The organism is Paenibacillus sp. SSG-1, from assembly GCF_002224835.1.
In the GTDB taxonomy this organism is placed as follows: domain Bacteria; phylum Bacillota; class Bacilli; order Paenibacillales; family Paenibacillaceae; genus Paenibacillus_AQ; species Paenibacillus_AQ favisporus.
In genome coordinates this window covers 3703979-3726683 of sequence record NZ_MBRK01000001.1, presented here as the reverse complement: position 1 = coordinate 3726683, position 22705 = coordinate 3703979, and the positions used below count along the sequence as shown (strand labels likewise).

23 protein-coding genes are annotated in these 22705 nt (G+C 54.9%); 14 read left to right on the top strand and 9 right to left on the bottom strand.

All coding sequences use genetic code 11. The features are described 5' to 3' along the window. Positions 1-65: 65 nt before the first annotated feature. The 11 genes from BCV73_RS17135 (at position 66) to BCV73_RS17085 (ending at position 11189) form a co-directional block, all read left to right on the top strand. Positions 66-590: a hypothetical protein gene (locus tag BCV73_RS17135; protein WP_089548027.1), complete on the top strand. Its 525-nt coding sequence runs from the start codon at positions 66-68 to the stop codon at positions 588-590. Beyond that, positions 590-2092 carry an AAA family ATPase gene (locus BCV73_RS17130; protein ID WP_089548026.1) on the top strand — a complete coding sequence of 501 codons (1503 nt, stop codon included), beginning with the start codon at positions 590-592 and terminating at the stop codon, positions 2090-2092. Before BCV73_RS17135 ends, BCV73_RS17130 begins: the two co-directional genes overlap by 1 nt. 124 nt (positions 2093-2216) lie before the next feature. Further along, a complete protein-coding gene (locus BCV73_RS17125; RefSeq protein ID WP_076170885.1) occupies positions 2217-3089 on the top strand; it encodes a 3-hydroxyacyl-CoA dehydrogenase family protein in 873 nt (290 codons plus the stop codon). Continuing rightward, on the top strand, positions 3086-4294 hold the full coding sequence (locus tag BCV73_RS17120) for an acetate/propionate family kinase (protein ID WP_089548025.1): 1209 nt from the start codon (positions 3086-3088) through the stop codon (positions 4292-4294). The genes BCV73_RS17125 and BCV73_RS17120 overlap by 4 nt, the downstream gene beginning before the upstream one ends. A 44-nt stretch (positions 4295-4338) precedes the next feature. Further along, positions 4339-5634 (top strand): asparagine--tRNA ligase, encoded by a 1296-nt coding sequence (gene asnS, locus BCV73_RS17115; protein WP_089548024.1) that lies wholly within the window; start codon positions 4339-4341, stop codon positions 5632-5634. 20 nt (positions 5635-5654) lie between these two features. Further along, positions 5655-6347 (top strand): DnaD domain-containing protein, encoded by a 693-nt coding sequence (locus BCV73_RS17110; protein ID WP_089548023.1) that lies wholly within the window; start codon positions 5655-5657, stop codon positions 6345-6347. A 288-nt stretch (positions 6348-6635) separates the two neighbouring features. Beyond that, a complete protein-coding gene (locus tag BCV73_RS17105) occupies positions 6636-7523 on the top strand; it encodes an NAD-dependent epimerase/dehydratase family protein (protein WP_089548022.1) in 888 nt (295 codons plus the stop codon). A 104-nt stretch (positions 7524-7627) separates the two neighbouring features. Beyond that, positions 7628-8260 carry an RNA polymerase sigma factor gene (locus BCV73_RS17100; RefSeq protein WP_089548021.1) on the top strand — a complete coding sequence of 211 codons (633 nt, stop codon included), beginning with the start codon at positions 7628-7630 and terminating at the stop codon, positions 8258-8260. Next, a complete protein-coding gene (locus tag BCV73_RS17095) occupies positions 8260-8715 on the top strand; it encodes a hypothetical protein (RefSeq protein ID WP_089548020.1) in 456 nt (151 codons plus the stop codon). Before BCV73_RS17100 ends, BCV73_RS17095 begins: the two co-directional genes overlap by 1 nt. 43 nt (positions 8716-8758) lie before the next feature. Then, complete coding sequence (locus tag BCV73_RS17090; RefSeq protein WP_089548019.1) at positions 8759-9985, top strand: hypothetical protein; 1227 nt, start codon at positions 8759-8761, stop codon at positions 9983-9985. Positions 9986-10277: 292 nt separating this feature from the next. Further along, positions 10278-11189, top strand: a complete 912-nt coding sequence (locus BCV73_RS17085; RefSeq protein ID WP_076170904.1) for a phosphotransferase — start codon at positions 10278-10280, stop codon at positions 11187-11189. Positions 11190-11323: 134 nt separating this feature from the next. Here the strand turns inward: BCV73_RS17085 and BCV73_RS17080 are convergent, their stop codons facing one another. Further along, entirely contained in the window at positions 11324-11704 is a 381-nt protein-coding gene (locus BCV73_RS17080) for a hypothetical protein (RefSeq protein ID WP_089548018.1), read from the bottom strand. 186 nt (positions 11705-11890) lie between these two features. On the opposite strand from BCV73_RS17080, the gene BCV73_RS17075 reads away from it, so the two are divergent. Both BCV73_RS17075 and BCV73_RS17070 read left to right on the top strand, forming a co-directional pair. Next, positions 11891-12406 (top strand): hypothetical protein, encoded by a 516-nt coding sequence (locus tag BCV73_RS17075; protein WP_089548017.1) that lies wholly within the window; start codon positions 11891-11893, stop codon positions 12404-12406. A gap of 14 nt (positions 12407-12420) precedes the next feature. Next, positions 12421-12963, top strand: coding sequence for a hypothetical protein (locus tag BCV73_RS17070; protein WP_089548016.1), 543 nt, complete (start codon positions 12421-12423; stop codon positions 12961-12963). A gap of 100 nt (positions 12964-13063) precedes the next feature. Here BCV73_RS17070 and mtnB read toward each other — a convergent pair whose 3' ends face one another. From mtnB to BCV73_RS17035, 7 genes are all read right to left on the bottom strand, one after another. Then, entirely contained in the window at positions 13064-13741 is a 678-nt protein-coding gene (gene mtnB, locus BCV73_RS17065; protein WP_089548015.1) for a methylthioribulose 1-phosphate dehydratase, read from the bottom strand. A 2-nt stretch (positions 13742-13743) separates the two neighbouring features. Further along, a complete protein-coding gene (locus BCV73_RS17060) occupies positions 13744-14418 on the bottom strand; it encodes a 2-hydroxy-3-keto-5-methylthiopentenyl-1-phosphate phosphatase (RefSeq protein WP_089548014.1) in 675 nt (224 codons plus the stop codon). Then, positions 14415-15638 (bottom strand): 2,3-diketo-5-methylthiopentyl-1-phosphate enolase, encoded by a 1224-nt coding sequence (locus BCV73_RS17055; protein WP_089548013.1) that lies wholly within the window; start codon positions 15636-15638, stop codon positions 14415-14417. The genes BCV73_RS17060 and BCV73_RS17055 overlap by 4 nt, the downstream gene beginning before the upstream one ends. Further along, positions 15635-16495, bottom strand: a complete 861-nt coding sequence (proC, locus tag BCV73_RS17050) for a pyrroline-5-carboxylate reductase (RefSeq protein WP_076170916.1) — start codon at positions 16493-16495, stop codon at positions 15635-15637. Before proC ends, BCV73_RS17055 begins: the two co-directional genes overlap by 4 nt. A gap of 46 nt (positions 16496-16541) precedes the next feature. After that, complete coding sequence (locus BCV73_RS17045) at positions 16542-17789, bottom strand: glutamate-5-semialdehyde dehydrogenase (RefSeq protein ID WP_089548012.1); 1248 nt, start codon at positions 17787-17789, stop codon at positions 16542-16544. A gap of 37 nt (positions 17790-17826) precedes the next feature. Further along, the gene (proB, locus tag BCV73_RS17040) at positions 17827-18930 is read right to left on the bottom strand and encodes a glutamate 5-kinase (protein ID WP_089548011.1); all 1104 of its coding nucleotides are present in this window, start codon (positions 18928-18930) and stop codon (positions 17827-17829) included. A gap of 382 nt (positions 18931-19312) precedes the next feature. After that, a complete protein-coding gene (locus BCV73_RS17035) occupies positions 19313-20524 on the bottom strand; it encodes a pyridoxal phosphate-dependent aminotransferase (protein WP_089548010.1) in 1212 nt (403 codons plus the stop codon). A gap of 175 nt (positions 20525-20699) precedes the next feature. Here BCV73_RS17035 and BCV73_RS17030 point away from each other — a divergent pair, with 175 nt between their 5' ends. Continuing rightward, a complete protein-coding gene (locus tag BCV73_RS17030; protein ID WP_089548009.1) occupies positions 20700-21518 on the top strand; it encodes a carbon-nitrogen family hydrolase in 819 nt (272 codons plus the stop codon). An 86-nt stretch (positions 21519-21604) separates the two neighbouring features. Here BCV73_RS17030 and BCV73_RS17025 read toward each other — a convergent pair whose 3' ends face one another. Beyond that, positions 21605-22516 carry a LysR family transcriptional regulator gene (locus BCV73_RS17025; protein WP_076170924.1) on the bottom strand — a complete coding sequence of 304 codons (912 nt, stop codon included), beginning with the start codon at positions 22514-22516 and terminating at the stop codon, positions 21605-21607. Between the last annotated feature and the right edge of the window lie 189 nt (positions 22517-22705).

Here is a 22705-nt window from a genome sequence, read left to right as displayed (position 1 = left end):
ATATTTATTTTTGTCATCTAAAGTTTACTTTTTTTTGCTTTACCATTTCGAAAGGGGGACAACAAGTGAAATTGCGTCCATTGCCTATTATTATAACTGTTGTGGTTTCGGTAGCCGTACTGTTTGGCGGCTGGTTCTTTTATCGGCAAACGACCCTGCAGGGTCCGCTGCAAAAAATCGTCAGCAATTATCAGGGCGTGAATAACGCACATTTTAATATTACCCGCGATCAGGTGGATTTGAAACTCGATTTGAAGCCGAATGTAAATTTGGCTGATTTGGCGGATAAAATCTCCACCGAAGGCAAATCCGTCGTCGGCACCCGGACACTGAAGTTCGATTTTGTGGATCATTCATCGGACAAGCTTAACCAGTATTGGGATAAAGCGATGTTCTCTGTAGCCGAAGCGATGGAAAACAAGCGCTATACGGAAATTCCGGTCAAGCTGCAGTATCTGGCTAAGGGTACCGGAATTCAGACGAAAGCCGAAATGGACACGAAAAATGTCTATATTACGCTGACGGACGGCAGCTCAAGCAAGTTTCTTGTTCTGCCCCGTGATCCCGGCAAGATGGGAGTGTGGGAATAATGCCTAAATTGCTGAAGGAAATTTTGATCGGATTTGTGCCGGTATTATTCATTTTTCTAGCTTTTGTAGGGGTCAATGTCATCCCTCTCATTATCGCCGGCCTGATGATCGGCGGACTCCTGTTTATGACCAATATGAGAGGCGGACTGACGGTAGGTGCGGCTTCGGAACGCAAGCGTAAAAAGGGCGGGCCGAAGAAGCTCACTTTTGAAGAAATCGGCGGCCAGGATAATGCGAAGCAGGAGCTGCGCGAGGCACTGGACTTCCTGATCCGTCATGATGAAATCCAGAAGCTCGGCATTCGCCCGTTGAAAGGAATTCTGCTGACGGGACCTCCCGGAACAGGGAAGACGCTGATGGCCAAAGCGGCCGCACATTACACGGATTCGGTATTCGTTGCCGCATCCGGCAGTGAGTTCGTAGAAATGTACGTCGGCGTCGGCGCGGGCCGTGTCCGGGATCTGTTCCGCGATGCGAGAAACCGGGCAGCCAAGGAGAACAAGCAGAGCGCAATCATTTTCATCGATGAGATCGACGTCATCGGCGGCAAGCGCGAAGGCGGGCAGCAGCGCGAATACGATCAGACGCTGAACCAGCTGCTGACCGAGATGGACGGCATCTATTCGTCGGACAGCCCGAGAATCCTTTTGATTGCGGCGACCAACCGCAAGGAGATGCTGGACAGCGCGCTGCTGCGTCCGGGACGGTTCGACCGTCATATTCAGGTGGACCTGCCTGACAAGAAGGGACGCAAGCACATCCTGGAGCTGCATGCGAAGAACAAGCCGCTGCACGGGGATGTCAACCTCGATAAAATCGCCGAGGAATCCTACGGCTTCTCCGGCGCCCAGCTGGAGAGCGTTATGAACGAAGCCGCGATCTACACGATGCGTGAAGGTCTGAAAGAGATCGAGCAGCGCCATCTGTCCATGTCCATCGACAAGGTGATGATGGGTGAGCGCACCGACCGTGAATCGACGATTGAAGAGAAGAAACGCGTCGCCATCCATGAGCTTGGACATGCCATCATGGCAGAGCTGGTGCGTCCGGGCAGTGTCAGCCAGGTGGCCCTCAGCCCACGCGGCAAGGCGCTCGGTTACGTGCGCCATAACCCGCAGTCGGAGCAGTACCTGTATACGAAATCGTTCCTGGAAGAGCAGATCATGATCGCTCTCGGCGGCGCGGCGTCGGAGGAAATTTTCTACGGCGGACGCAGCACCGGTTCGAGCAACGACTTTGAACAGGCGCTCGACATCGTCAAGACGATGATGAGATCCGGCCTTACGTCTCTTGGCATCGTAAACATGGATATGGTTACGACCGAAGAGCTGATGAAGGTGAACAATGAGATTCTGGAAGACCTGATGGGCAGAACGCGCAGCCTTCTGGAGAACCACCGGATCATTTTCGACAAATCTCTGGATATTTTGCTGGCAGAAGAAACGCTGTCCGGCGAACAATTCCGCAAGCTGTTTCATGAGTTTTCACTACTGCCAGCCTAATGCGCTGGCTCTTTTTTTTACTTTTTTTTAATGCTGCGTTATTATTATAAGTTGGGTCGTAAATGTATTTTTCGACAAGAAGGGTACAATAAATATAGAAGACCATGGAAGGTGGAGCAGAAACATGTACTTTAAAAAAATTGGTGTTATCGGCGGGGGGACGATGGGCCAAGGCATAGCCGAAATGCTGGCCGCCAGAGGCCTGGACGTTCTGCTGGTCGAGAAAACGCCGGAGAAACTCGATTATTCGTACAGCATGATCGAAACGAGTCTCGATAAGCAGCTGGAGAAATGGGCGATCACCCAGGCGGAGAAAAAGCTCATTTTGGGCCGAATCCAAAAGGTGGTCCATTTTGCTGAGCTGGGGAGCTGCGATATGGTCATTGAGACCATTTCGGAGGATCTCGAAGCGAAGAAGGAAGTATTTGCCCAGTTGGATCAAGTGTGTCCTAATCATATTATTCTCGCCAGCAATACTTCTACGCTCAGCTTAACGGAGCTTGCGAGCACGACGATGTATCCGGAGCGTGTCATCGGCCTGCACTTTATCCATCCTGTCAGCAAGGTTGACCTCGTGGAAATTATCCGCGGCCTGAAGACGTCTGACTCTACGTTCGGGGAAACGAAGCGTTTTGTGGAGGAAGTCGTGGACAAGAAAGGGATCATGGTCTATGAGTCCCCAGGCTTTGTGACGAGCCGCATGATCTGCCTGATGATTAACGAAGCGCTGCATATCCTGCAGGAAGGCGTCGCCTCCGCGGAAGATATTGACGATGCTATGCGGATCGGCTATTCGTTCCAGCACGGACCGCTCGAAATGGCGGACCGCTTCGGTCTGGATTCGGTTCTGGCCGCTCTGGAGCGCATGTTCCGCGAGTTCGGCGAGCTGAAATACCGCCCGTCCATCGTGCTGAAGAAAATGGTTCGTGCCGGGCATTTGGGCGTGAAAACAGGAGTGGGCTTCTTCAAGTATGATAAGGATGGTGACCGCGTATGAAAATTTTGGTGATCAATGCTGGCAGCTCATCGCTGAAATACCAGCTGTATGATATGACAGACGAAAGCGTACTTGCAAAAGGACTCGTAGAACGGATCGGCATGGACTCATCCATCGTTACCCATAAACCTACCGGCCGTCCGGACGTGACCGAGGTCAGCGAAATTCTGGAGCATACGACGGCGATCCGCAAAGTGCTTGCCCTGCTGACGGATAAAGAGAACGGTGTGATCGAATCCGTGGATGAAATCCAGGCGGTCGGCCACCGGGTCGTGCACGGGGGAGAATTCTTCAAGGAATCCGCTCTGGTGGATGCGGAAGCCAAGTCTAAAATCCGCCAGCTGTTCGATCTGGCGCCGCTTCATAACCCTGCATCCATGCTGGGAATCAAAGCAACGGAGGCGAATATGCCTGGCGTTCCGCAGGTTGTCGTGTTTGATACCGCCTTCCATCAGACCATGCCGGAGACGGCTTATTTGTATGCCATTCCGAGAGTGCTGTACAACAAATACAAAGTCAGACGTTACGGTATGCACGGCACCTCGCATGATTTTGTCAGCAAAGCTGCGGCTGACTTCCTTGGCCGGCCGCTGGAAGATCTGAAGATCATTACCTGCCACATCGGTAACGGGGCGAGCCTAACCGCCGTGGATGGCGGAAAATCGGTCGACACCTCCATGGGCATGACACCGCTCGAAGGCTTGATGATGGGTACGCGCAGCGGTGACCTGGATCCGGCGATCGTTCCTTACGTGATGAACAAGGAAGAGCTGACGGTCAACGAAGTGAACTCCATGCTGAACAAGCACAGCGGTCTATTGGCCATTTCCGGCATCAGCAGCGACATGCGAGAAATTACCGAAGGGATGGAGAAGGGCGATGCCCATTCCAAGCTGGCCTTTGACATGTACGAATACCGTCTGCGCAAGTACATCGGTTCATACGCAGCCGCGCTGAACGGCGTAGACGTGATCGTCTTTACGGCGGGCGTCGGTGAGAATTCGGTTGTTTTGCGTAAAAAAGTATGCGAAAATTTGACTTACCTGGGCGTGGAATTGGACGAAGAACTGAACGCCGTCCGTTCCGGCGAACCGCGCCGCATTTCTTCCAAGAACTCCAAGGTGGAAGTGCTGGTCGTTCCGACGAACGAGGAACTGGTGATCGCCCGCGATACCAACCGGATCGTTCAATCCTTGAACGCCTAGGCTGAAGGGATACAGGCAAGTAAAGTTAAGGGAGAGATTGAAGCATGGCCACCAAATGTGTAATTCGTGACGTAAGCAAGCACGTGGGCGAAACCGTCACGATTGGCAGCTGGATCAACAACAAGCGTTCCAGCGGTAAAATTCAATTTTTGCAGCTGCGCGACGGCACCGGATACATCCAGGGCGTCGTCGTCAAGAGCGAAGTCACCGATAAAGTGTGGGAAGACGCAAAAAGCTTGACGCAGGAGAGCTCCCTGTATGTCACAGGCGTCGTGCGCGAAGAACCGCGCAGCCCGTCCGGTTATGAAATGACGGTAACGGATGTGGAAATCATTCATCTGACGGAGAACTATCCGATTACGCCGAAAGAGCATGGCGTCGACTTCTTGATGGATCACCGCCACCTGTGGCTCAGATCGTCCAAGCAGCGGGCGATCCTGGTGATCCGCGCCGAAATTATCCGCGCTGTGCAGGAGTTCTTTGACCAGAACGGCTTTACTCTGGGGGCCCCGCCGATCTTGACGCCGACGTCGGCCGAAGGGACAACGAATCTGTTCCACACGAAATACTTCGAGGAGGACGCCTATCTCACACAGAGCGGTCAGCTGTACATGGAAGCCGCGGCGATGGCCCTCGGGAAAGTGTATTCGTTCGGACCGACTTTCCGTGCCGAGAAGTCCAAAACCCGCCGCCATTTGATCGAGTTCTGGATGATCGAGCCGGAAATGGCATTTACGGATCACGAAGAGAGCCTTCGTGTGCAGGAGCAGTTCATTACGCATGTGGTGCAGTCCGTCGTCAAAAACTGCCGGGCAGAGCTGGAAGCGGTTGGACGCGATGTATCCAAGCTGGAGAACATCCAGGCGCCGTTCCCGCGCATCACGTACGATGAAGCGATCGAATTTTTGCATGGACAAGGCTTCGATATCCCTTGGGGCGAGGATTTCGGCGCTCCGCATGAAACGGCGATTGCTGAAAATTATGACAAGCCGGTGTTCATTACACACTATCCGGTCGGCATCAAGGCGTTCTATATGAAGCCGGATCCGAACCGTCCGGACGTCGTGCTGTGCGCTGACATGATCGCTCCGGAAGGATACGGCGAAATTATCGGCGGCTCGCAGCGGATCGACGATCCGGAGCTGCTGGAGGAACGCTTCAAGGAGCATGAGCTGTCCACGGACGCCTACCAATGGTATCTGGACCTGCGTAAATACGGGACTGTGCCGCATTCCGGATTTGGTCTCGGACTGGAACGGACGGTAGCCTGGATTTGCGGTCTGGATCATGTTCGCGAGACGATTCCGTTCCCGCGGACGCTGTACCGCTTGTACCCATAATGCCGGAAGAGGTGGAGCTCATGGACAATGCAGGTTGGAAAACATGGGCCGAGGGAGCATCATCCGGACTCGGGGCAGGCATGGCGGTCATTCCGTATGTGCTGCTTCGCCATTACCGCAAGCTAAAGCTGTCGGATAGCGAAGCGATGCTGCTCGTTCACCTGATCGCGTTCAAGCAGGTCGAGCAGAAGGACTTTCCGACGATGGAGGAGCTGGAGGAGGTTACGGGATCCGGCGCCCAGTCGATTGCGGAGTCACTGCAGAAGCTGATGAGGGCAGGGTTCATCGCCATCGATGAGGAGCTGGACGAGCTGCGCGGCATTCAATATGAACGGTACAACTTGTCCGGCCTGTATCATCAGCTGAGCCTGTGCCTGGCGAGCGAGGAGAAGCAGCGGACCCAGGCTGCGAACAGACGGACGAAGAAGGCGGCCAAGCCGGAGACGGACAGCAGCAATATGTTTACCGTTTTCGAAAAGGAATTCGGCCGCCCTCTCTCACCGATGGAATGCGAAACGATTTCGGGTTGGATGGACCAGGACCGTTACCCTGAAGAGCTCATCCGCATGGCGCTGAAGGAGGCGGTCTTTGCCGGCAAGGTCCATTTTCGGTACATAGACCGGATCCTGCTGGAATGGAGCCGCAACCGGGTGCGTAGTGCCGAGGACGCCAGAGCCTACACGCAGAAGTTCCGCGGCGGCGGCAGAGCCTGACATCAGAGAGTTGGAAGCGTGCCTTTCCGGTTAAACGGAAGGGTACGCTTTTTTAGCGTCTGAACAGAACGGTTAGGCCGTGTGGTTTGAATCAGGTGTAAGGACAGCTGCTGCTTGGAAGCGGTTTGGTTTCCGTCTGATTATGCGCCGGTTCGATGGACGTTTCCATATAAAAAAGGCGGATCGGCGGGCGGCGGGAACATGATCGGCAGGCAGGAGTATGGTACAATATTTCATAGTGTTTAAGAAGCTGGGCTGTAAGCTTTTATATGTTAAAGGAGGATATCCATGAAGAACATACTGATCCTTGGCGGTACCCGTTTTTTCGGCAAACGGCTTGTTGAGCGGCTGCTGGAGGATGGGCATGAAGTCACCATCGCGACAAGAGGAAACACGCCGGATCCCTTTGGCGACAGGGTAGAGCGGCTGGTGCTGGATCGCGAGAATAAGGAATCTCTGGCCCTGGCCGTGGCAGACGGCAGGGTGTGGGAGGTCGTATACGACAACATCTGCTACTCCCCTCAAGCGGCCCAGGATGCCTGTGACGTATTTCAGGGAAAAGTCAAAAGATACATACTTACCTCGTCCTTGTCGGTGTACGATCCTTCTTCGCACCGGAATCAGGAGAAGGACGTCAACCCGTACATTTATCCGATCACGATGGGAGGCAAGGATGATTTCTCCTATGCAGAAGGCAAGCGGCTCGCCGAGGCTGTCTTTTTCCAAAAGGCCGACTTCCCGGTATGCGCCGTCCGCTTCCCGATCGTGCTGGGGGAGGATGATTACACGGAGCGGCTTGAATTCCATATCCGGCGGGTACAAAGCGGTACGCCGATCGGCATGCCGAATCTGAGCGCCAAGCTGTCGTTGATCGATTCTGAAGATGCGGCTACTTTCCTGAGCTGGCTGAGAACCCAGCGCGTGGAAGGGCCGATCAATGCCTGCTCGCAGGGGGATGTCAAACTATCGGACATCATCGGCTGGATCGAGAAGGAAACGGGACGTAAAGCCATCATCCAGCGGGAGTCGGCGAAAGAAAATGCTTCTCCTTTTGGCGTTCCGGAGTCCTGGACGATGGATACCTCCAAGGCGGAACGGCTGGGATATTCGTTTAAGCCGATCCGCTCGTGGGTTCCGGCTTTGATCAAGCAGCTATCTCAGCAGGAGAATGTTTAGAAAAAGATTTGCGGCGCTTCAGCTGGCCTGGGGCAGCCAGGCACGGATTCATTAAACAATTTAGGGCAGCCTCTTCCTTCGGGGAGGGGCTGTTTTTCTTTTGGATGATATTGGCACGAATTTTTTTTGAAAAACATGCAGGGTTAACCCGGAGGGCCGGCGTCTATAGATACGGGAAGGAGGAGAGAGTTATTGACGAGGAAGCATTGATCGAGCAAATTCGTGATGGCGACCAAAGCGCGTTCCGCACGCTCGTGGAGCGTTACGGACAGCATGTGTTCCATACGGCCTACTCGGTGCTGAAAGATGCCAAGGAAGCCGAGGACGCGGCCCAGGAAGCCTTTATACAAGTGTATAAATCTCTCTCCGAATACCGGTCCCAAGGATTCAAGACGTGGTTGACCCGCATTGCTTTACATAAAGCCATCGATGCTAAAAGAAAGCTGGGAAGGCGCAGGGAAGACCAGCTTGCGGATGCAGAGCAGCTGAACCAGTGGCCTTCCGGTGAAGCGGATCTGCTGGCCCAGCTGGTCAAGAAGGAGAAAAAAGAGACGCTGGAGCGGAGGTTACATCGCCTGCCGCAGCAGCACCGCGAAATTTTGATTCATTTTTATATTCAGGAAAAAAATTACGAGCAGATCGCCAAGGAGCAGGGAATTGCCGTCAAAACGGTGGAATCCCGGCTGTACCGGGCGAGAAGCTGGGTCCGCACCCATTGGAAGGAGGAGGAGTGGTAATGAGTCACAAAGGACGCTCCCAGCCGGTGACGCAGGATTGGGTGGAGTACATACAGGGGGATTGCTCCCCGGAAAAAGCGGATTCGCTGGAGTCGCTGCTGATGGAGGACGATACGGCCCTGGCGGCATACATGCAGGTCATGAATGATCTGGGACCGAAGCTGCCCGGTCTCGAATATGAGCAGCGGTTCATCGACAACGTCATGGATGCTCTTCCTTCCGAAGATAAGGATGCGGAGCGCGGAGCAAACGAAATTTGGCGCCGGCGGTGGTACGAGCATCGCATGTTCCATTACGCCGTGGCGGCCTGCATTACGCTCGTATTCCTGTCGACCGGATGGTTTGACAAGCTGGGCCCGGAAACGCTGCACAAGGCGGGGACCGGCGGCCAGCCGACGTATGGTGAAAAGCTCGTTCATGTGACGACAGGCTGGCTGGACCGGCTGAAGCCATAAAAAAGAGAGAACAGATGACCATTCAGAACAAAGGAAAGGAACGATGACTTTGTATCCACAACGCAGTAAGATGGCTGCTTTTATTCTCAATTTCATCCCGGGCCTCGGCCACTACTACATGGGACGGAGGCTGAGAGGGGTTATATACCCTATGCTGTTTTTTGGAGGTATTTTGTTTGGGGTGATGGTGGCGATCGCACTGGGTGAAGGCGGCATGTTTTTTGCTTTTACCCTGCTGTGTGCGGCTATACTATGGGGAATCTGCATGCTGGACCTGATCGTGTATCTGGTGCGCTTGCCTGCTCCGCAACCGGGGTATCCGCCGCAGCCTTATCCTCCGCATTGGGAACCGGGGGCAGGTCCTTATCCGGGAGGATACAGCGGGCAGGGGCAGCCTGGGTTTCCGGGGAATGGACCCGAATTTGCCCAGGAAGGAATGTATGCGCAGCAGCCGTACCCCCCTTATCCGCAGCCCAGCCCGGAGAACGAGCGCTTCTTTACCATTCTGCTCTCCTTTATTCCAGGGCTTGGACATCTTCATATGGGATTGATGCAGCGGGGCCTGTCGTTCCTGATCGCCTTTTTTGGGCTGGGGACCGTCATGTTCTTCCTGACCGGCCTGACCAGCCATGCGTTCTTTATGCTGTTTCTCGGCATCCTGCCGATCATCTGGCTGTACTGCATGTTTGACGCCGTGCAGCTGATCCACCGCAAGCAGGCCGGCGAACGGGTTGAGGACCGCACCCTGTTCGACGAGATGGAGGCCGGCCGTGCGGAAGGACGCCGCAGCAAAGTGCTCGCCACGCTGCTGTCTGCTTTCCCGGGAGCCGGACATATGTATCTGGGCCTGCAAAAAAGAGGGCTGCAGCTGATGGTGATTTTCCTGGGGAGCGTCTACATTTTGGATTTGCTGCGTCTGTCCTTGTTCATGTTTCTCATTCCGCTCATCTGGTTTTACGCCTTCTTCGACGGGCTGCAGCAGACGAGCCGATACGGGCGGGAGCCCCTCATCGACCGGCCTGTCATTGAAGGCATCAAACTGCACCAGAAGTGGCTTGGCATTGGCCTAATGGCACTCGGCGTGTATTATATCGCCACGAGCCTGATCATTCCCGAGCTTGAAGCACGTTTTCCAGAGTTCCATATCGATTACCGGATTTCGCATTACTTGAAAACAGCCATCGTGGCCCTGCTGCTAATCGGCGTAGGCATCCGGCTGTTAACCGGGCCTAAACCTAGCGGCCGGGAGAGAAGCCACGGGGATTTTTAAACGGATATTCACTCTAAAATACTGTTCGGCACTTCATGCAGCCTGACTTGAGTCAGGCTGTTTTTTTTATGGGGATTAAAGAGGATAAATATGGTGGCATTGGGGCCTTACGAGCAAATGACTTATAGCGGTAACCAATGGAGCACGATATCGATTGCTTTCCTGTTTCAGGAAATGGTATGATAGCCCATGCTCTAGCATGAGTTCGGGTCGGAATCGGGTATGAAGGTTTTTATCATGAAAGCCCACAGCTTGCCCAGGACATAACTGAGATGGAGGTGTTATCGTACGTATGAACCAGTGGGATGCCGATATTCACATCACGGACGCTTTGGTCTGCGAGCTGATCGAAAGCCAGTTCCCGGATCTGGCGGGACTTCGGATCAGGCAGATTGGGGAAGGCTGGGACAACGCCGTTTATCGGGTGGGAGACCGCTATACGTTCCGTTTTCCAAGAAGAAGCATCGCCGTAGAATTTCTGCGCACAGAAGGGAGGCTGCTGCCGCTCCTTCGTGATTACATTACGTTTCCCTATCCCAAACCGGTGTTTTACGGACTGGAAAGCGAGGCATATCCGTTTCCGTTTCTGGGTTACACTTATATTCCCGGAACGTTTCCCGTTGGACTGACCGATGAACAGCGGCGTTTATCGGCGGCTTCTTTAGGAAGCTTTCTGCGTAAACTTCATTCGTTTCCGGTGGGAATTGCAAGGGAAGCGGGGGCTTCGGAAGACCACCGGAACCTGACGGACGTAACTTCACGCAAGATGAAAATGGTAGACATCCTGTCCAGCCTGAAGCCTCATCTGCCAAGGGAGGAGCATGATGCCATCCAGAAATATTTGAACCACCATGTTACCGTGGACCGGATTACCCCGAAGGAAGTAATGCTCCATGGCGATCTGCACTTTAAAAATATGCTGGCAGACGAGCGTGGACAAATCAGCGGCGTGATCGACTGGGGAGATCTGAATGTCGGCCATCCGGGCTGCGATCTCAATATCGCTTACAGCTTTTTGGGGCCGGCAGAGAGGCAGTTGTTCTTCGAACAGTATGGCGAAGTGGATGAGGAAACCAGGCTGCTGGCCAAGCTGATCGGCGTGTTTATTCCGATGCTCCTTTTGGCTCAGGCGGTTCAAATCAAGGATGCCGGGGTGGCGGAAGAAGCGCGGGCCAGTATTCGCCGGGCTTTGTCCGGTGATTGAAGCGGCCGATAATGATCCTCGGGAAGCGTATGGTCGTGGTCCAACGGGACGGATGAAACTTTTTTGAAAAGCGCCCCCCAACCTGTTAAGAATGTTGGTGCCAGCTGCCCGAGTGTTAGGCAGTAAACCTCGACTTAACTGTCGGGGATTTTGGTTAGCTCAAACCGGCTGCCCCATCTTTGGGTAGTGGCGATGAGGGTGCGGTCTCCTTTCGTAAAAAAATAGCCGCTCCCTTCATGCTCCTTATAGTCCCACCCCTGCTTCTCCAGCATGGAAATGATGCGCTGACCATTCTGCTGAGAATTGAGCCGGCTGATATACCAAGTATTTTCCCCATCTGACAGCAGGACAGCAGGCGTATCGCCGGACTGCATGCCCTGATTCCATGCCGTCTTTTTGTCGATCCCTTGAAGCGGAAAAGCCGGGTATAGAAGATGGGTCTGAAGCATGAGCCACAGTATAATGGATAGCAGAACCAAGGCTCCCGACGCGCCGATAAACCATTTTTTCAACACGATATATTTCCCCTTTGTTTATCAGATAAAGTTCACAGTGCTAGAATTTTCCTTTATCCCATTATAGCCTGGATGTTCGATGTCTTGACAGGCCTACATAATGCAAACAGGCGTTACTTTCCTCTCACTTAAAGCGTTTTATACAAAGAGAATGACGTACAGATCGCGTTTGAAGGGGGCGCTCTATTGAAATTTATATTGCCGGCGATCCTGCTGACAGTGTTGGTGTTAGCGGGCTGCAGCCCGGAAAGGAATACGTTCAGCTCCCCGCTGTATCAAGGCCGAAGCTTGAAGATCGGGGTGATTGGTGATGTTCCGATGGTGCGGGAGAGTAATGTTACTTTTAAGCAAATTACGTTTGATGATTTGGAAAAAGGAGATTCGTTCTTATCCTCATACGACGCCGTTTTTATCATGAAAGAGGAGCTGCCGACAGCCGCATCGCCGCAGTACGCCAAAATATATAAACTTGCTGGAATTCCGTTTTTTTTCTTCGAATCTTCCAGATATCTTGCCACCTATATAGATGCTACGATTTCTTACGAGGATTGGCCTGACATGGGGCCCGGTTTCTTCGTACTTGGATACGACGGAGGGACACGGCACCAGTTTGGCACAGGTTTATACAACGACACCAAAAACGAGACGAATGTCAAAAGCGCTTACTCCGATATCTTCAGGCAGATCGAAACCGGGCTATAGATGGTAATATCGTATTGAATAAGGAGGAACATGTCCTGAAAATCATCGGCTGCTCGCTGTTAGTGCTTCTACTGTTACTTACCGGATGTGCTCCCGTCCCCCAATCTTACAGCATGCCTGAGTATAAGGGCAGAAGCTTAACGATCGGAGTGGTTGGAGGGGCGCCTTCTGTAAGGGAGAACAACGTTAGCTTTGTAACCTTAAATAAAGCAGATCTGGAGAAAGGTACCGCGAATTTAACCGGCTATGATGCCGTGTTTATCATGAAGAAGCATGTCTCTCATTTTGAAGCTCTTATGGAAAAAAATGAACTGAACTTAGAGGACGGCGTTCCGATCTTTTTTTTACAATCTTCGAATATACCGGATCCTCTCTTGAGCGGCGAGGGCTTGCTCCGGAAGAATACTTCCGAATCTAATGAATTTGCGTTAGGTTATGTGAAGAAGGGAGAGCAGAATAAAACATTTTCCTTAGTCTTGGACGAACAAAACGACCCTTTCTCAAACCTGGAGAACGCCTATACCATCCTTTTCAAAACAATCGAATCGGGTATTTAACCGGACAAAAAAATCCTTATTCCGACGCCGGCAGATCCGGTATGGAATAAGGATTTTTTGCTTGTTTCATCAAGAGCAGCAAGGCTGCTTCCGCGGTTGCTTAACGCCGGCCATCCAGCGTAAGCGGGGCGGCACTGTTCTGAAGAAGCATGCTGCGGTACAAATATTCAAAAATGAATTCAAACGCCTCCAGATGCTTTTTCGCTTCAAACGCGTTTTTACCCCACGCATAAATGCCGTGGTTGCGCAGCAGGATTCCCGGTACGGCCGGGTTCAGCACGCCTTCCACGAGTTCGGCAATGCGGGGAATATCCGCATAGTTCGGAAGCACAGGGATGGAAATCGGCGCATTCTCCTCCCAAATGTTGAACGCTTTAATCAACTCGATGCCCTGAGCCGGCACGGCTCCGGCCTCCCCGAACCATTCGCTGATCAGGTTGTTAAAGATCGTATGCACATGGAACACGGCGCCGCAGCCGGTGAGACGGTATATTTTGCAATGGATTTGCGTCTCCGCGCTGGGCTTCAGCGAGGTCGTTTCCACCGCCCGGCCGCTTTTGTCCACGAACAAAAAGTCTTCCGGCGTCGTCAGCGACTTGTCTTTACCGCTCGCCGTAATGGCGAAATAAAAGGCTTCCGGGTCAAATTCGCCCACCCGCATCGAAAGATTGCCGCTGGTCCCCGGGAACCAGTTCTTCGCGGCAAACTGCTGTTTGATCAGGCTCAACTCTCCGAGAACCTGCTGCTTATGCTCCAGGCTAATGCCGGCAAAGGTCATGTCTACAGCACTCCTTGTCGTTGTTTCTTCTTCATGTCCTCGATAATGTCAAAAAAGGTTTCAAAAGGAACATGCTTCACGCCAAGCTCCGCGCATTTGTCCGTCAGGATGGAGCGGGAGTAGACGAGGTCGGCGATTTTGGCGCCTTCGAAGTCGGTCAGGCTGTCGCCGATCAGAATCCGCTCGTATTCGTCTTCCGGGAACCGCCGCATGACCGTCGTTTTGCACATCCCGCAGCCGTTATGGCAGGGATCCTGGCAAGGGTGCGGCCAGAGAATCTCGATCCGCTCTCCGCTGAAATCGGCGCTGTTGCAGAAAATATGGTCGGACGGAATCCCGAACGGCTCGAGGAGCGGATCGATAAAAAAGTCCATGCCGCCGCTGGTCACGTAAAAGCCGATATTTTCCTCTTTGGCGTAGTCCAGAAACTCACGGAAGCCGTCGCGAATGCCCGCCCGGCTTAAGACGTAGCTGACAATTTCGTCCTTCATCGAAGAAGGCAGCAGGGCGAACATGGCGCCGACGCCTTCGCGCAGGGTGATCTTCTGGCTGACCGTATCTTCCATGATCGGCTTGTACCCGGCCGGGTCAAAATGCTTCATGATCGCCACGATGTTATCCGACAGTGTGATCGTGCCGTCAAAATCGCAAAAGATTACGCGTTTCTTGGCTGTCATCGTTCGCCTCCCCAGGCGTCCAGGGCGGCCTTCAGCTCAGGATGGCCGTCTTCGGCATACTGGGCGAGCGGAATGGACTGCTGCGCCGCAGCAATCGCCTGTACAAACGCCCGTCCGCCGGCCTCCGTACCCATCGGATGGCCGTGAATGCCGCCGCCGGCGTTCACGACGACGTCGGTTCCGAAATCCCGCAGGATGAGCGGCACGAGTCCGGGGTGAATTCCCGCCGAAGGCACAGGCATGCTGGCCTTCAGTGGCAGTTCACGGCTGATCAGCTCGTCACGGATCGCCATGTTTTCCGCCTTAGGCATCGTCACGGATCCGTAAGGGGAAGGGAAGAGCACCAGATCCGCGCCGGCGAGCCGCATAAGCTGGCCGAGCAGCACCGAGGCAGAGATACCATAATGCGGCGACGGGTAGAAGGCTCCCGCGAGCGCCGGATGCGCGGCGATCGGTACGTTGATCTCCGGATCGCTGCTCAGTTCATGCAGCACGTCGTAGCCGTAGGACAAGACGTTGAACAGCAGCGCGTTCGCGCCGGCGCCGATCGCCTTCTTCGCTTGGCTCTTCAAGCTGGACGTCGGTCCGGTCAAATTGGCCGCATACAGCAGCTTCTTGCCTGTTTCCTTCTGCGCCGCTTCTGCCGCCTTCAGGCATACTTCCACGCGCTTTTCGATCGGCGTCAGTTCGTTTTCGAACAGGATCTCGTCGTCTTTAATCAGGTCGACTCCCCCGAGGGCTTGTCTCAGAAACTGCTCACGCAGCTCGTCCGCATTCAGGCCGATGACGGACTTGAAAATGCTCATCAGAAGCGGCCGGTCATGGACGCCGAGAATGTCCCGAATGCCGGCAATGCCGAATTTGGGGCCGGGGAAACCCTGCACGAAATGATCTGAAAAGCCGAGGCGGTTCAGCTTGATTTTGCCGTCCATCGAGATTTTGCCGAAAACGGTGACAAGCAGGGCCGGAATGTCGCGGCTGAAGTTGATGTCCGGGTACGCGATGGTGACGTCGGCGTACCGCTCGCCGGGTGCGGCGCCTTCCGGCTCATGCACGTCCACCTGGAGCACTTCGCCAAGATGCTTCTGCATTGATTCCCGCTTTGCTTGGGGAAGCTCGGTCCAGCTGCCGACGGTCATGCCGACAGCGATCGATTCGGCCTTTTTACGAAAGTCGGCCTTGTCGTCATACAGCCGGTACGTGGCTGTGCAGCGGCTCATGAAATTCCCTCCTTCAGCGCGGCCCCCATTTCCCGGGAGCGTTCCGCGCAGCGGTTCACGGCAGCGATCACTGTTTCGAAGAAATCGCCTTTGTCAAGCGTCTCCAGTGCCGCCTGGGTGGAGCCGTTCGGCGATGTCACCTTCGCCCGGAGGGCGGCAGGCTCTTCGCCAGTCTGCTGCACCATCCGTGCGGCGCCAAGAACCGTCTGCACCGTAAGTTCCTTGCACTGCTGCGGCGTCAGTCCGCCGCGGATGCCGGCAGCCATCATCGCTTCCATCATGTAATAGATATAAGCGGGGCCGCTGCCGGAGATGCCGGTCAAAATTTCCAGCTTGTCTTCTTCCACGACCGTTACCGTACCGACAGCCTGGAACAGCGTCATGACCGTCTGGCGGTCCTGGTCGTTGATTTCCTTGGAGAAGGAGACGCCGGTTGCGCCGAGGCCGATGGAGCTGGAGGTGTTCGGCATCGTGCGGGCGACGGGCTGCTTGCGTCCGAGCAGATCCTGGATCGTGCGGATGGTGAGACCTGCGATGACGGATACGATCAGCGTGTTATCGGAGAGCAGCGGACCGAGTTTGCGCAGCACGTTAGCCGCATCCTTCGGCTTGATAGCGAGCACGATAATCGGAGATTCACGCAAAATTTCCGTCGTTTCCGCCGGGTCATTGTTCGTTTTGACATTGTAGCGGTGCTTGAGCTCTTCGAGCCGCCCCGAGTTGGAGCGGTTCAGCATGGTCAGGCTTCCGGCATTGACGACCGATCTTCCGATCAATCCTCTGACGATGGCTTCCGCCATCGCTCCTGCACCGTAAAAGGTAATGGGCTGGGCAATCATGGCCTGTTGTTGACTCATTATAATTCCTCCTTGCGCGGTAAGCCGGTATTGTAAAGCTCCGGTATTACCCGCGAATTTGTCCATTTCCATGGATGATGTATTTCGTGGAAGTCAGAGCCGGCAGGCCCATCGGGCCGCGGGCGTGCAGCTTTTGCGTGCTGATGCCGATCTCCGCGCCAAATCCGAATTCGAAGCCGTCCGTAAAGCGGGTGGAAGCGTTATGGTATACGGCGGCAGCGTCCACTTCGTGAAGAAAACGTTCGGCATGGCGCTGATCGGCGGTAACGATGCATTCGGAATGCTTGGTACCGTAAGCAGCAATGTGCTGCATGGCCTCATCTATCGATTCTACAATTTTTACGTTCAAAATGTAATCATTGTACTCCGTTGCATAATCTTCTTCTGTGACCGGGAGAGCCCAGTCGACGATTCTGCGGGTTTCTTCGTCGCCGCGCAGCTCGACGCCGGCTTCCTTGAATGTTCCTGCCAGTGCCAAAAGATGTTCCCGGGCAAACGCCTGGTGCACGATCAGCGTCTCCATCGAATTGCAGACCGACGGACGCTGTACCTTGGCATTGATCGAGATCTCCTCGGCCATCACGGGATCGGCCGTCTCATCCAGATACGTATGGCAGATGCCGGCGCCCGTTTCGATGACCGGCACGGTGGCGTTTTCCACTACGGTGCGGATGAGCGAGCTGCCGCCGCGAGGTATAACGACGTCGAGCAGGCCGTTCAGCTTCAGCATCTCGTCGACCGAGGAACGGTTCGGATCCTCGATCAGCTGCAGCGCCTCCGGCGGAATCGCGGTGGAGGCGAGGGCACCATGGAGCACCTCGACGATTTTGCGGTTGGAGGAGAGGGCGGAGGAACCGCCCCGCAGCACCACGGCATTTCCTGTCTTCAGACACAGGCCGGCGGCGTCGACGGTCACGTTCGGGCGCGCTTCGTAAATGATGCCGATAACGCCAAGCGGTACGCGGTATTTGCGGATACGGAGCCCGTTTGGCCGTTCGATATTCTCCAGCTCGTCGCCGACCGGATCGGGGAGCTCGACGATTTGCTCGAGCCCTGCGGCGATAGCGTCGATCCGCTGCGGATTAAGGGCCAGGCGGTCGAGCAGCGAGGATGAAGTTCCCTGCTGGCGGCCGCGCTCAAGGTCTTCGGCGTTGGCCGCGATAATTTCATCCTGCTTCTGACGCAGCGCCTCGGCCATGCGAAGCAGCGCCTGATTTTTCTCGTCGGTGCTCAGCCGGTTTAATACGGCGGCAGCAGCACCGGCGCGTTCTGCTTTTGATCGTACTTCACTCATATCATAAATGCCTCCTTGTCCTTATTATGTGAGTAACCTATTTTAAGGTAATCCACTCATCCCTATGAATCACTTCGAGCCGGTGAACGGTATCCAGCGTCCGGATCACTTCAGCGCTGCCCAAGCCCTGAATCCGCCTGAGCTGCTCATCGTCATAATTGACGATGCCGCGGCCGCATACCGTCCCTTCCAGGTTCAGCACCTCGACGACGTCGCCGGCATGAAACTGGCCTTCGACCTGCTTCACGCCAACGGGGAGAAGGCTGTGGCCGCCATGAACGAGCGCTTCCTCTGCTCCCCGGTCCACGTAGAGAGTGCCAAGCGGCGTGGACATGAATCCGAGCCACTGTTTTTTCATCGGCAGCGAGTGCAGCTCGGTGTCGAAGTAGGTTCCTTTGCCGCGGCCTTCCATGGCGCTGCGAAGATCGCCGTTCTCGGTCACGCGGCCCACGAAGACCGGCACGCCGCCGCGGGTGGCGATTTTGGCTGCATCTACTTTGGAACGCATACCGCCCGTACCGACGGATGAACCGGCGCCGCCGGCAATGGAGTAGATCTCCTCGGTAATTTCTCCGACATGGTCAAACCGGATCGCATTCGGATTATTCCGCGGATCGGCCGTATAAAGACCGTCCGTATCGGTCAGGATCAGCAGGTGCTGGGCTTTGACCAGGTTGGCGACGAGCGCCGACAGCGTGTCGTTGTCGCCGAATTTCAGCTCATCCACCGAAACGGTATCGTTCTCGTTGAATATGGGGACCGCCCCCTGCTTCAGCAGCTCCTCGACGGTCATGCTGGCATTGTTCATGCGCTTGCGGCTGCAAAAGTCGGTGCGGGTCAGCAGGATTTGCGCGGCGGTGATGCCGTGCGAGGCGAATGCTTCCTGGTACGCCTGCATAAGCAGCGCCTGGCCGACGGAGGCTGCGGCCTGCTTTTCGTGCAGAAGCTTGGGCCGGAAGCTGTAGCCGATCGCCCGGAAACCGGCCGCGACGGCACCGGAGGTGACCAGCAGCACTTCGCATCCGGCTTTGATGAGTGCTGCAATTTCGCCCGCAAAGAAAGCGACCGCATCGCGGTTCAGTCCGCCTTCAACGCTAGTGAGCGAGCTGCTGCCGATTTTGACGACGACTCGAGATGGCATATGATATCACGTTCCTTTTCTAATATAAGACTGCTCTGTTTTCCTCATAAAAACTTCTTGGTACAACAAAAAAACTTTCGTCCTTTGGAGTAAAGGACGAAAGTTTATACTTCCGCGGTACCACCTTTATTGATGATTGGATCATCCGGCTTTGGGCCCTGTAACAGAAGGCACTGTCCTGCACACAGGCAGGCCGCTCAGGGGTAGGTTTCGGAAGGGCTCGCGGTAAATTCTTTCAGCCGGTGGAATTTACTCTCTGGGCGCGAGTTGCCGTTCTTACTGGTCCCGTCAACGCGTTTCATTATGTTTCAACGATGCTTCCTTTGGTTCATCCGCTTTATTTTCACCTAGAATACCACGAAGCGGCGGTCTTTGCAAAAGGTTATACGAACAGATTCAGCCGTCCGATCCGCTCGGCTGCTTCCTGCAGCCTCTCCTCGGAGGTCAGCAGCCCGACGCGGACGTAGCCTTCGCCATGCCGGCCGAAACCGATGCCGGGAGCAACGGCCACCTTGGCTTCTTTCAGCAGGAGGTCGGCAAACGACTCCGACGTAAAGCCATTGGGCACCGGCAGCCAGCTGAAGAAGGAACCGCCCGGCTTCTCCGCCGCCCAGCCGATGCGGCCGAGACCGTCGAAAAAGGCGTTGCGACGCGATTCATACCGCTGCACGAGCTGCTGTACGCAGTCCTGGGAGGAGGTGAGCGCCGCAGCAGCAGCGGCTTGGATGCCGCCGAACAGACTGACGTAAATATGATCCTGCAGGTTGTTGATGAGCGAAATCACGTCCCTGTTGCCCAGCGCAAATCCGACACGCCAGCCAGCCATGTTGTACGTTTTGGACAGGGTGTAGAATTCGATGCCGACTTCCTTGGCGCCTGGTGCCTGCAGGAAGCTGACGGGGCGCTCGCCGTCAAAGCCGATGGCACCGTAAGCAAAGTCGCTTGCGACGACGATGCCGTGCTCTCTGGCGAAGCGGACCGTGTCCTCATAGAAGCTTAGCGGGGCGACGGCCGATGTCGGATTGTTCGGATAATTCAGGAACATCAGCTTGGCGCGTGCCCGGTCCGCCGGGCTGATCCGGCCGTAATCCGGCAGGAAGGCGTTGTCCGCCAGCAGCGGCATAAACGACATTTCGGCTTTGGCCAGCGCTACGCCGGACCAGTAATCGGGGTATCCCGGATCCGGAACGAGGCACAGATCGCCGGGATTGAGCAAAATCTGCGGGAGCTGCACGAGTCCCGTTTTGCCGCCGAACAAAATGGCAACCTCTTTCTCAGGGTCAAGCTCCACGCCATAATCCTCGAGATAGCGCTTCGCGATCGCTTCCTTTAAAAAGGCAAAGCCGGTAAACGGCGAATATTTATGATAGAGCGGGTTGGCTGCCGCCTCCTGCAGCGCGGATACGATGTGTCCCGGCGTGGGTGTATCGGGATTGCCCTGCCCCAGATTGATGACGTCATGCCCAGCGGCGATTTCCCGGTTCACCTTCTGCACGAGGGTAGCGAAAAACTGGGTCGGCAGCTGGGTCATCACTTCGGCGGGTACGATGGGAAAAGCGGATGTCGGACGTGCGTTGTCCTCTGATGAATGCATATCAAATCACTCCGGTCTGGACTCGAGAATAATATGTTTAAATCTATCACGATTTATCAGGGCTGTATAGAGGGAAATGACTGCTTGCACGCGGAATGGGCAGGGACTATGATGGTATACAAATGAGATTTGCGGATCAAGCCGTTCGCGCCATGATCCAGGGGAGGAACCAATCATGCCTTTAAATGAACGCGCGGTGCTGCGAGCCGCTTTAATACAGGCCGATATTCAAATCGGCCAGCCGGAGGCGAACCGCCGCCATATGGAAGTCCTGCTGGAACAGGCGGTGTCTGCGGAGCCGAAGCCGGAACTGCTGGTGCTGCCCGAAATGTGGAATACTGGTTACGCGCTGGAGCAGATCCAGGAGCTTGCGGATCCGGATGGCAGGGAGAGCCGGGAATGGTTATCGGCTTTTGCCAAGCGGCACGGGGTGACGATCGTTGGTGGCTCCATCGCGGAGAAGAAGGACGGCGGCATCTACAACACGATGTACGTTTTTAATGAACAAGGTGACACGACGGCCCAATATTCCAAGATTCACCTGTTCCGGCTGATGGACGAGGAGAAGCATCTAGAGGCCGGCGATGAAATTGTCAGCTTTACATTGCGTGAGGGCTTTCAGGCCGGCGCTTCAATCTGCTACGACATCCGTTTTCCGGAACTGGCCCGCACCCAGGCGCTGAACGGGGTAAAGGTGCTGATCGTGCCTGCCGAATGGCCGAATCCGCGCCTTCACCACTGGCGCACGCTGCTGATGGCCCGGGCGATCGAGAACCAGATGTATGTCATCGCCTGCAACCGCGTCGGGGTGAGCGGAAGCACCGAGTTCTTCGGACATTCGCTCATCATCGACCCCTGGGGCGAGATTGTGGCTGAGGGCGGCGAAGGCGAAGAGATCGTGACCGGTGAACTCGATCTTGGGCTGGTCGATGAAGTGAGAGGCCGGATTCCGGTGTTCGAGGACCGTCGCCCCGATATTTACCGTAAACCGTAACCTCAAACCTCAAACCTCAATCATCAAACCGGAAACTGCACATGGAAAAAAGGTCCGGGCTATCCGCCCGGGCCTTTACACGTTTTTTAGACCAGATCATTCAGCGTATCCTTGAACGTTTCGATAAAAGCCTCCGCCGCTTTGGACAAATACCGTCCGCGCCGGTATGCGACCACAAGTGTCCGGCTCGGCACCGGCTCGGCAAGGGGAAGGTATACCGGCACGAATTCGCTTCGCGGTGCCCGCGCGATAAAACGCGGTACCAGCGTGATGCCCATGCCCGTGGCGACGAGCGACTGGATCGTCTCCATGTTGTTGCTCTCAAAGACGACCTTGGGCTCGAAACCGGCCTGCTGGCACAGGTCGAAGGTTATTTTGCGGAAGCCCTGTCCCTTTTTGAGCACGATAAACGATTCCCCGCTCAGCTCATCGATCCGGACCGGAACCGGCTTCCCGGCTTTGGCTCTGGCAGCGAGCGGATGCGATTCCGGTACGGCAAGGTCGATCTTTTCTTCGCCGATTACCTCGTATGTCAGCGAAGGCTCCTGCAGCGGCAGGGAGAGCAGGCTGAGGTCCGACTTGCCTCCCGCCGTAAGCTTTTCCAGGTTCATAGAGGAGTCCTCCAGCAGGGTGATTTCGATGTCAGGGTACTGGCGTTTGAATGTGGGAAGCACATGCGGAAGCAAGTGCGCGCCTGTAATCGGCATGCTGCCGATGACCACCTTGCCGCTCTTCAGCTGGGATATATCAGCCATTTCCTGGCGCAGCAGCTCCACGGCGTCTATAATTTTTTGGGCCTGCTCCATGAAGGAAGCCCCGGCATGCGTCAGTTCCACTGTGCTTGTATTGCGCTGGAACAGCAGCACCCCGAGCTCTTTCTCCAGCTTGGACAGCTGTTGGCTCAAGGAGGGCTGGGCGATGTGCAGCTTCTCGGCGGCCCGGGAAAAATTTCGCTCTTGGGCGATTTGGAGTGCGTATTGCAGCTGTCTAAGTTCCATGAGACACCTTCCTTTGCTTTCTATAAAGTAGCGGATAAACCACGCTTTGCTTGATAGTTAATTCCTATTACTTTTATAGATATTATATCTTGGATCAATTAAGCTGCAAATGCTATATTTAGTTTAATTCAAGAGGCTGCCGGGCTGAATCGACTTCTGTCCGGCGTCTCTTCCAAGGAACGAAACCAT

Coding starts and splice junctions, on each gene's coding strand:
- BCV73_RS17105 (WP_089548022.1), top strand. CDS start 6,636: ATGAAGAACATACTGATCCTTGGCGGTACCCGTTTTTTCGGCAAACGG.
- proC (WP_076170916.1), bottom strand. CDS start 16,495: ATGAGTCAACAACAGGCCATGATTGCCCAGCCCATTACCTTTTACGGT.
- BCV73_RS17090 (WP_089548019.1), top strand. CDS start 8,759: ATGACTTTGTATCCACAACGCAGTAAGATGGCTGCTTTTATTCTCAAT.
- BCV73_RS17095 (WP_089548020.1), top strand. CDS start 8,260: ATGAGTCACAAAGGACGCTCCCAGCCGGTGACGCAGGATTGGGTGGAG.
- mtnB (WP_089548015.1), bottom strand. CDS start 13,741: ATGACCTTTGCCGGCATTAGCCTGGAGCATAAGCAGCAGGTTCTCGGA.
- BCV73_RS17030 (WP_089548009.1), top strand. CDS start 20,700: ATGCCTTTAAATGAACGCGCGGTGCTGCGAGCCGCTTTAATACAGGCC.
- BCV73_RS17130 (WP_089548026.1), top strand. CDS start 590: ATGCCTAAATTGCTGAAGGAAATTTTGATCGGATTTGTGCCGGTATTA.
- BCV73_RS17035 (WP_089548010.1), bottom strand. CDS start 20,524: ATGCATTCATCAGAGGACAACGCACGTCCGACATCCGCTTTTCCCATC.
- BCV73_RS17100 (WP_089548021.1), top strand. CDS start 7,628: ATGATATTGGCACGAATTTTTTTTGAAAAACATGCAGGGTTAACCCGG.
- asnS (WP_089548024.1), top strand. CDS start 4,339: ATGGCCACCAAATGTGTAATTCGTGACGTAAGCAAGCACGTGGGCGAA.
- BCV73_RS17025 (WP_076170924.1), bottom strand. CDS start 22,516: ATGGAACTTAGACAGCTGCAATACGCACTCCAAATCGCCCAAGAGCGA.
- BCV73_RS17125 (WP_076170885.1), top strand. CDS start 2,217: ATGTACTTTAAAAAAATTGGTGTTATCGGCGGGGGGACGATGGGCCAA.
- BCV73_RS17085 (WP_076170904.1), top strand. CDS start 10,278: ATGAACCAGTGGGATGCCGATATTCACATCACGGACGCTTTGGTCTGC.
- proB (WP_089548011.1), bottom strand. CDS start 18,930: ATGCCATCTCGAGTCGTCGTCAAAATCGGCAGCAGCTCGCTCACTAGC.
- BCV73_RS17045 (WP_089548012.1), bottom strand. CDS start 17,789: ATGAGTGAAGTACGATCAAAAGCAGAACGCGCCGGTGCTGCTGCCGCC.
- BCV73_RS17110 (WP_089548023.1), top strand. CDS start 5,655: ATGGACAATGCAGGTTGGAAAACATGGGCCGAGGGAGCATCATCCGGA.
- BCV73_RS17060 (WP_089548014.1), bottom strand. CDS start 14,418: ATGACAGCCAAGAAACGCGTAATCTTTTGCGATTTTGACGGCACGATC.
- BCV73_RS17120 (WP_089548025.1), top strand. CDS start 3,086: ATGAAAATTTTGGTGATCAATGCTGGCAGCTCATCGCTGAAATACCAG.
- BCV73_RS17055 (WP_089548013.1), bottom strand. CDS start 15,638: ATGAGCCGCTGCACAGCCACGTACCGGCTGTATGACGACAAGGCCGAC.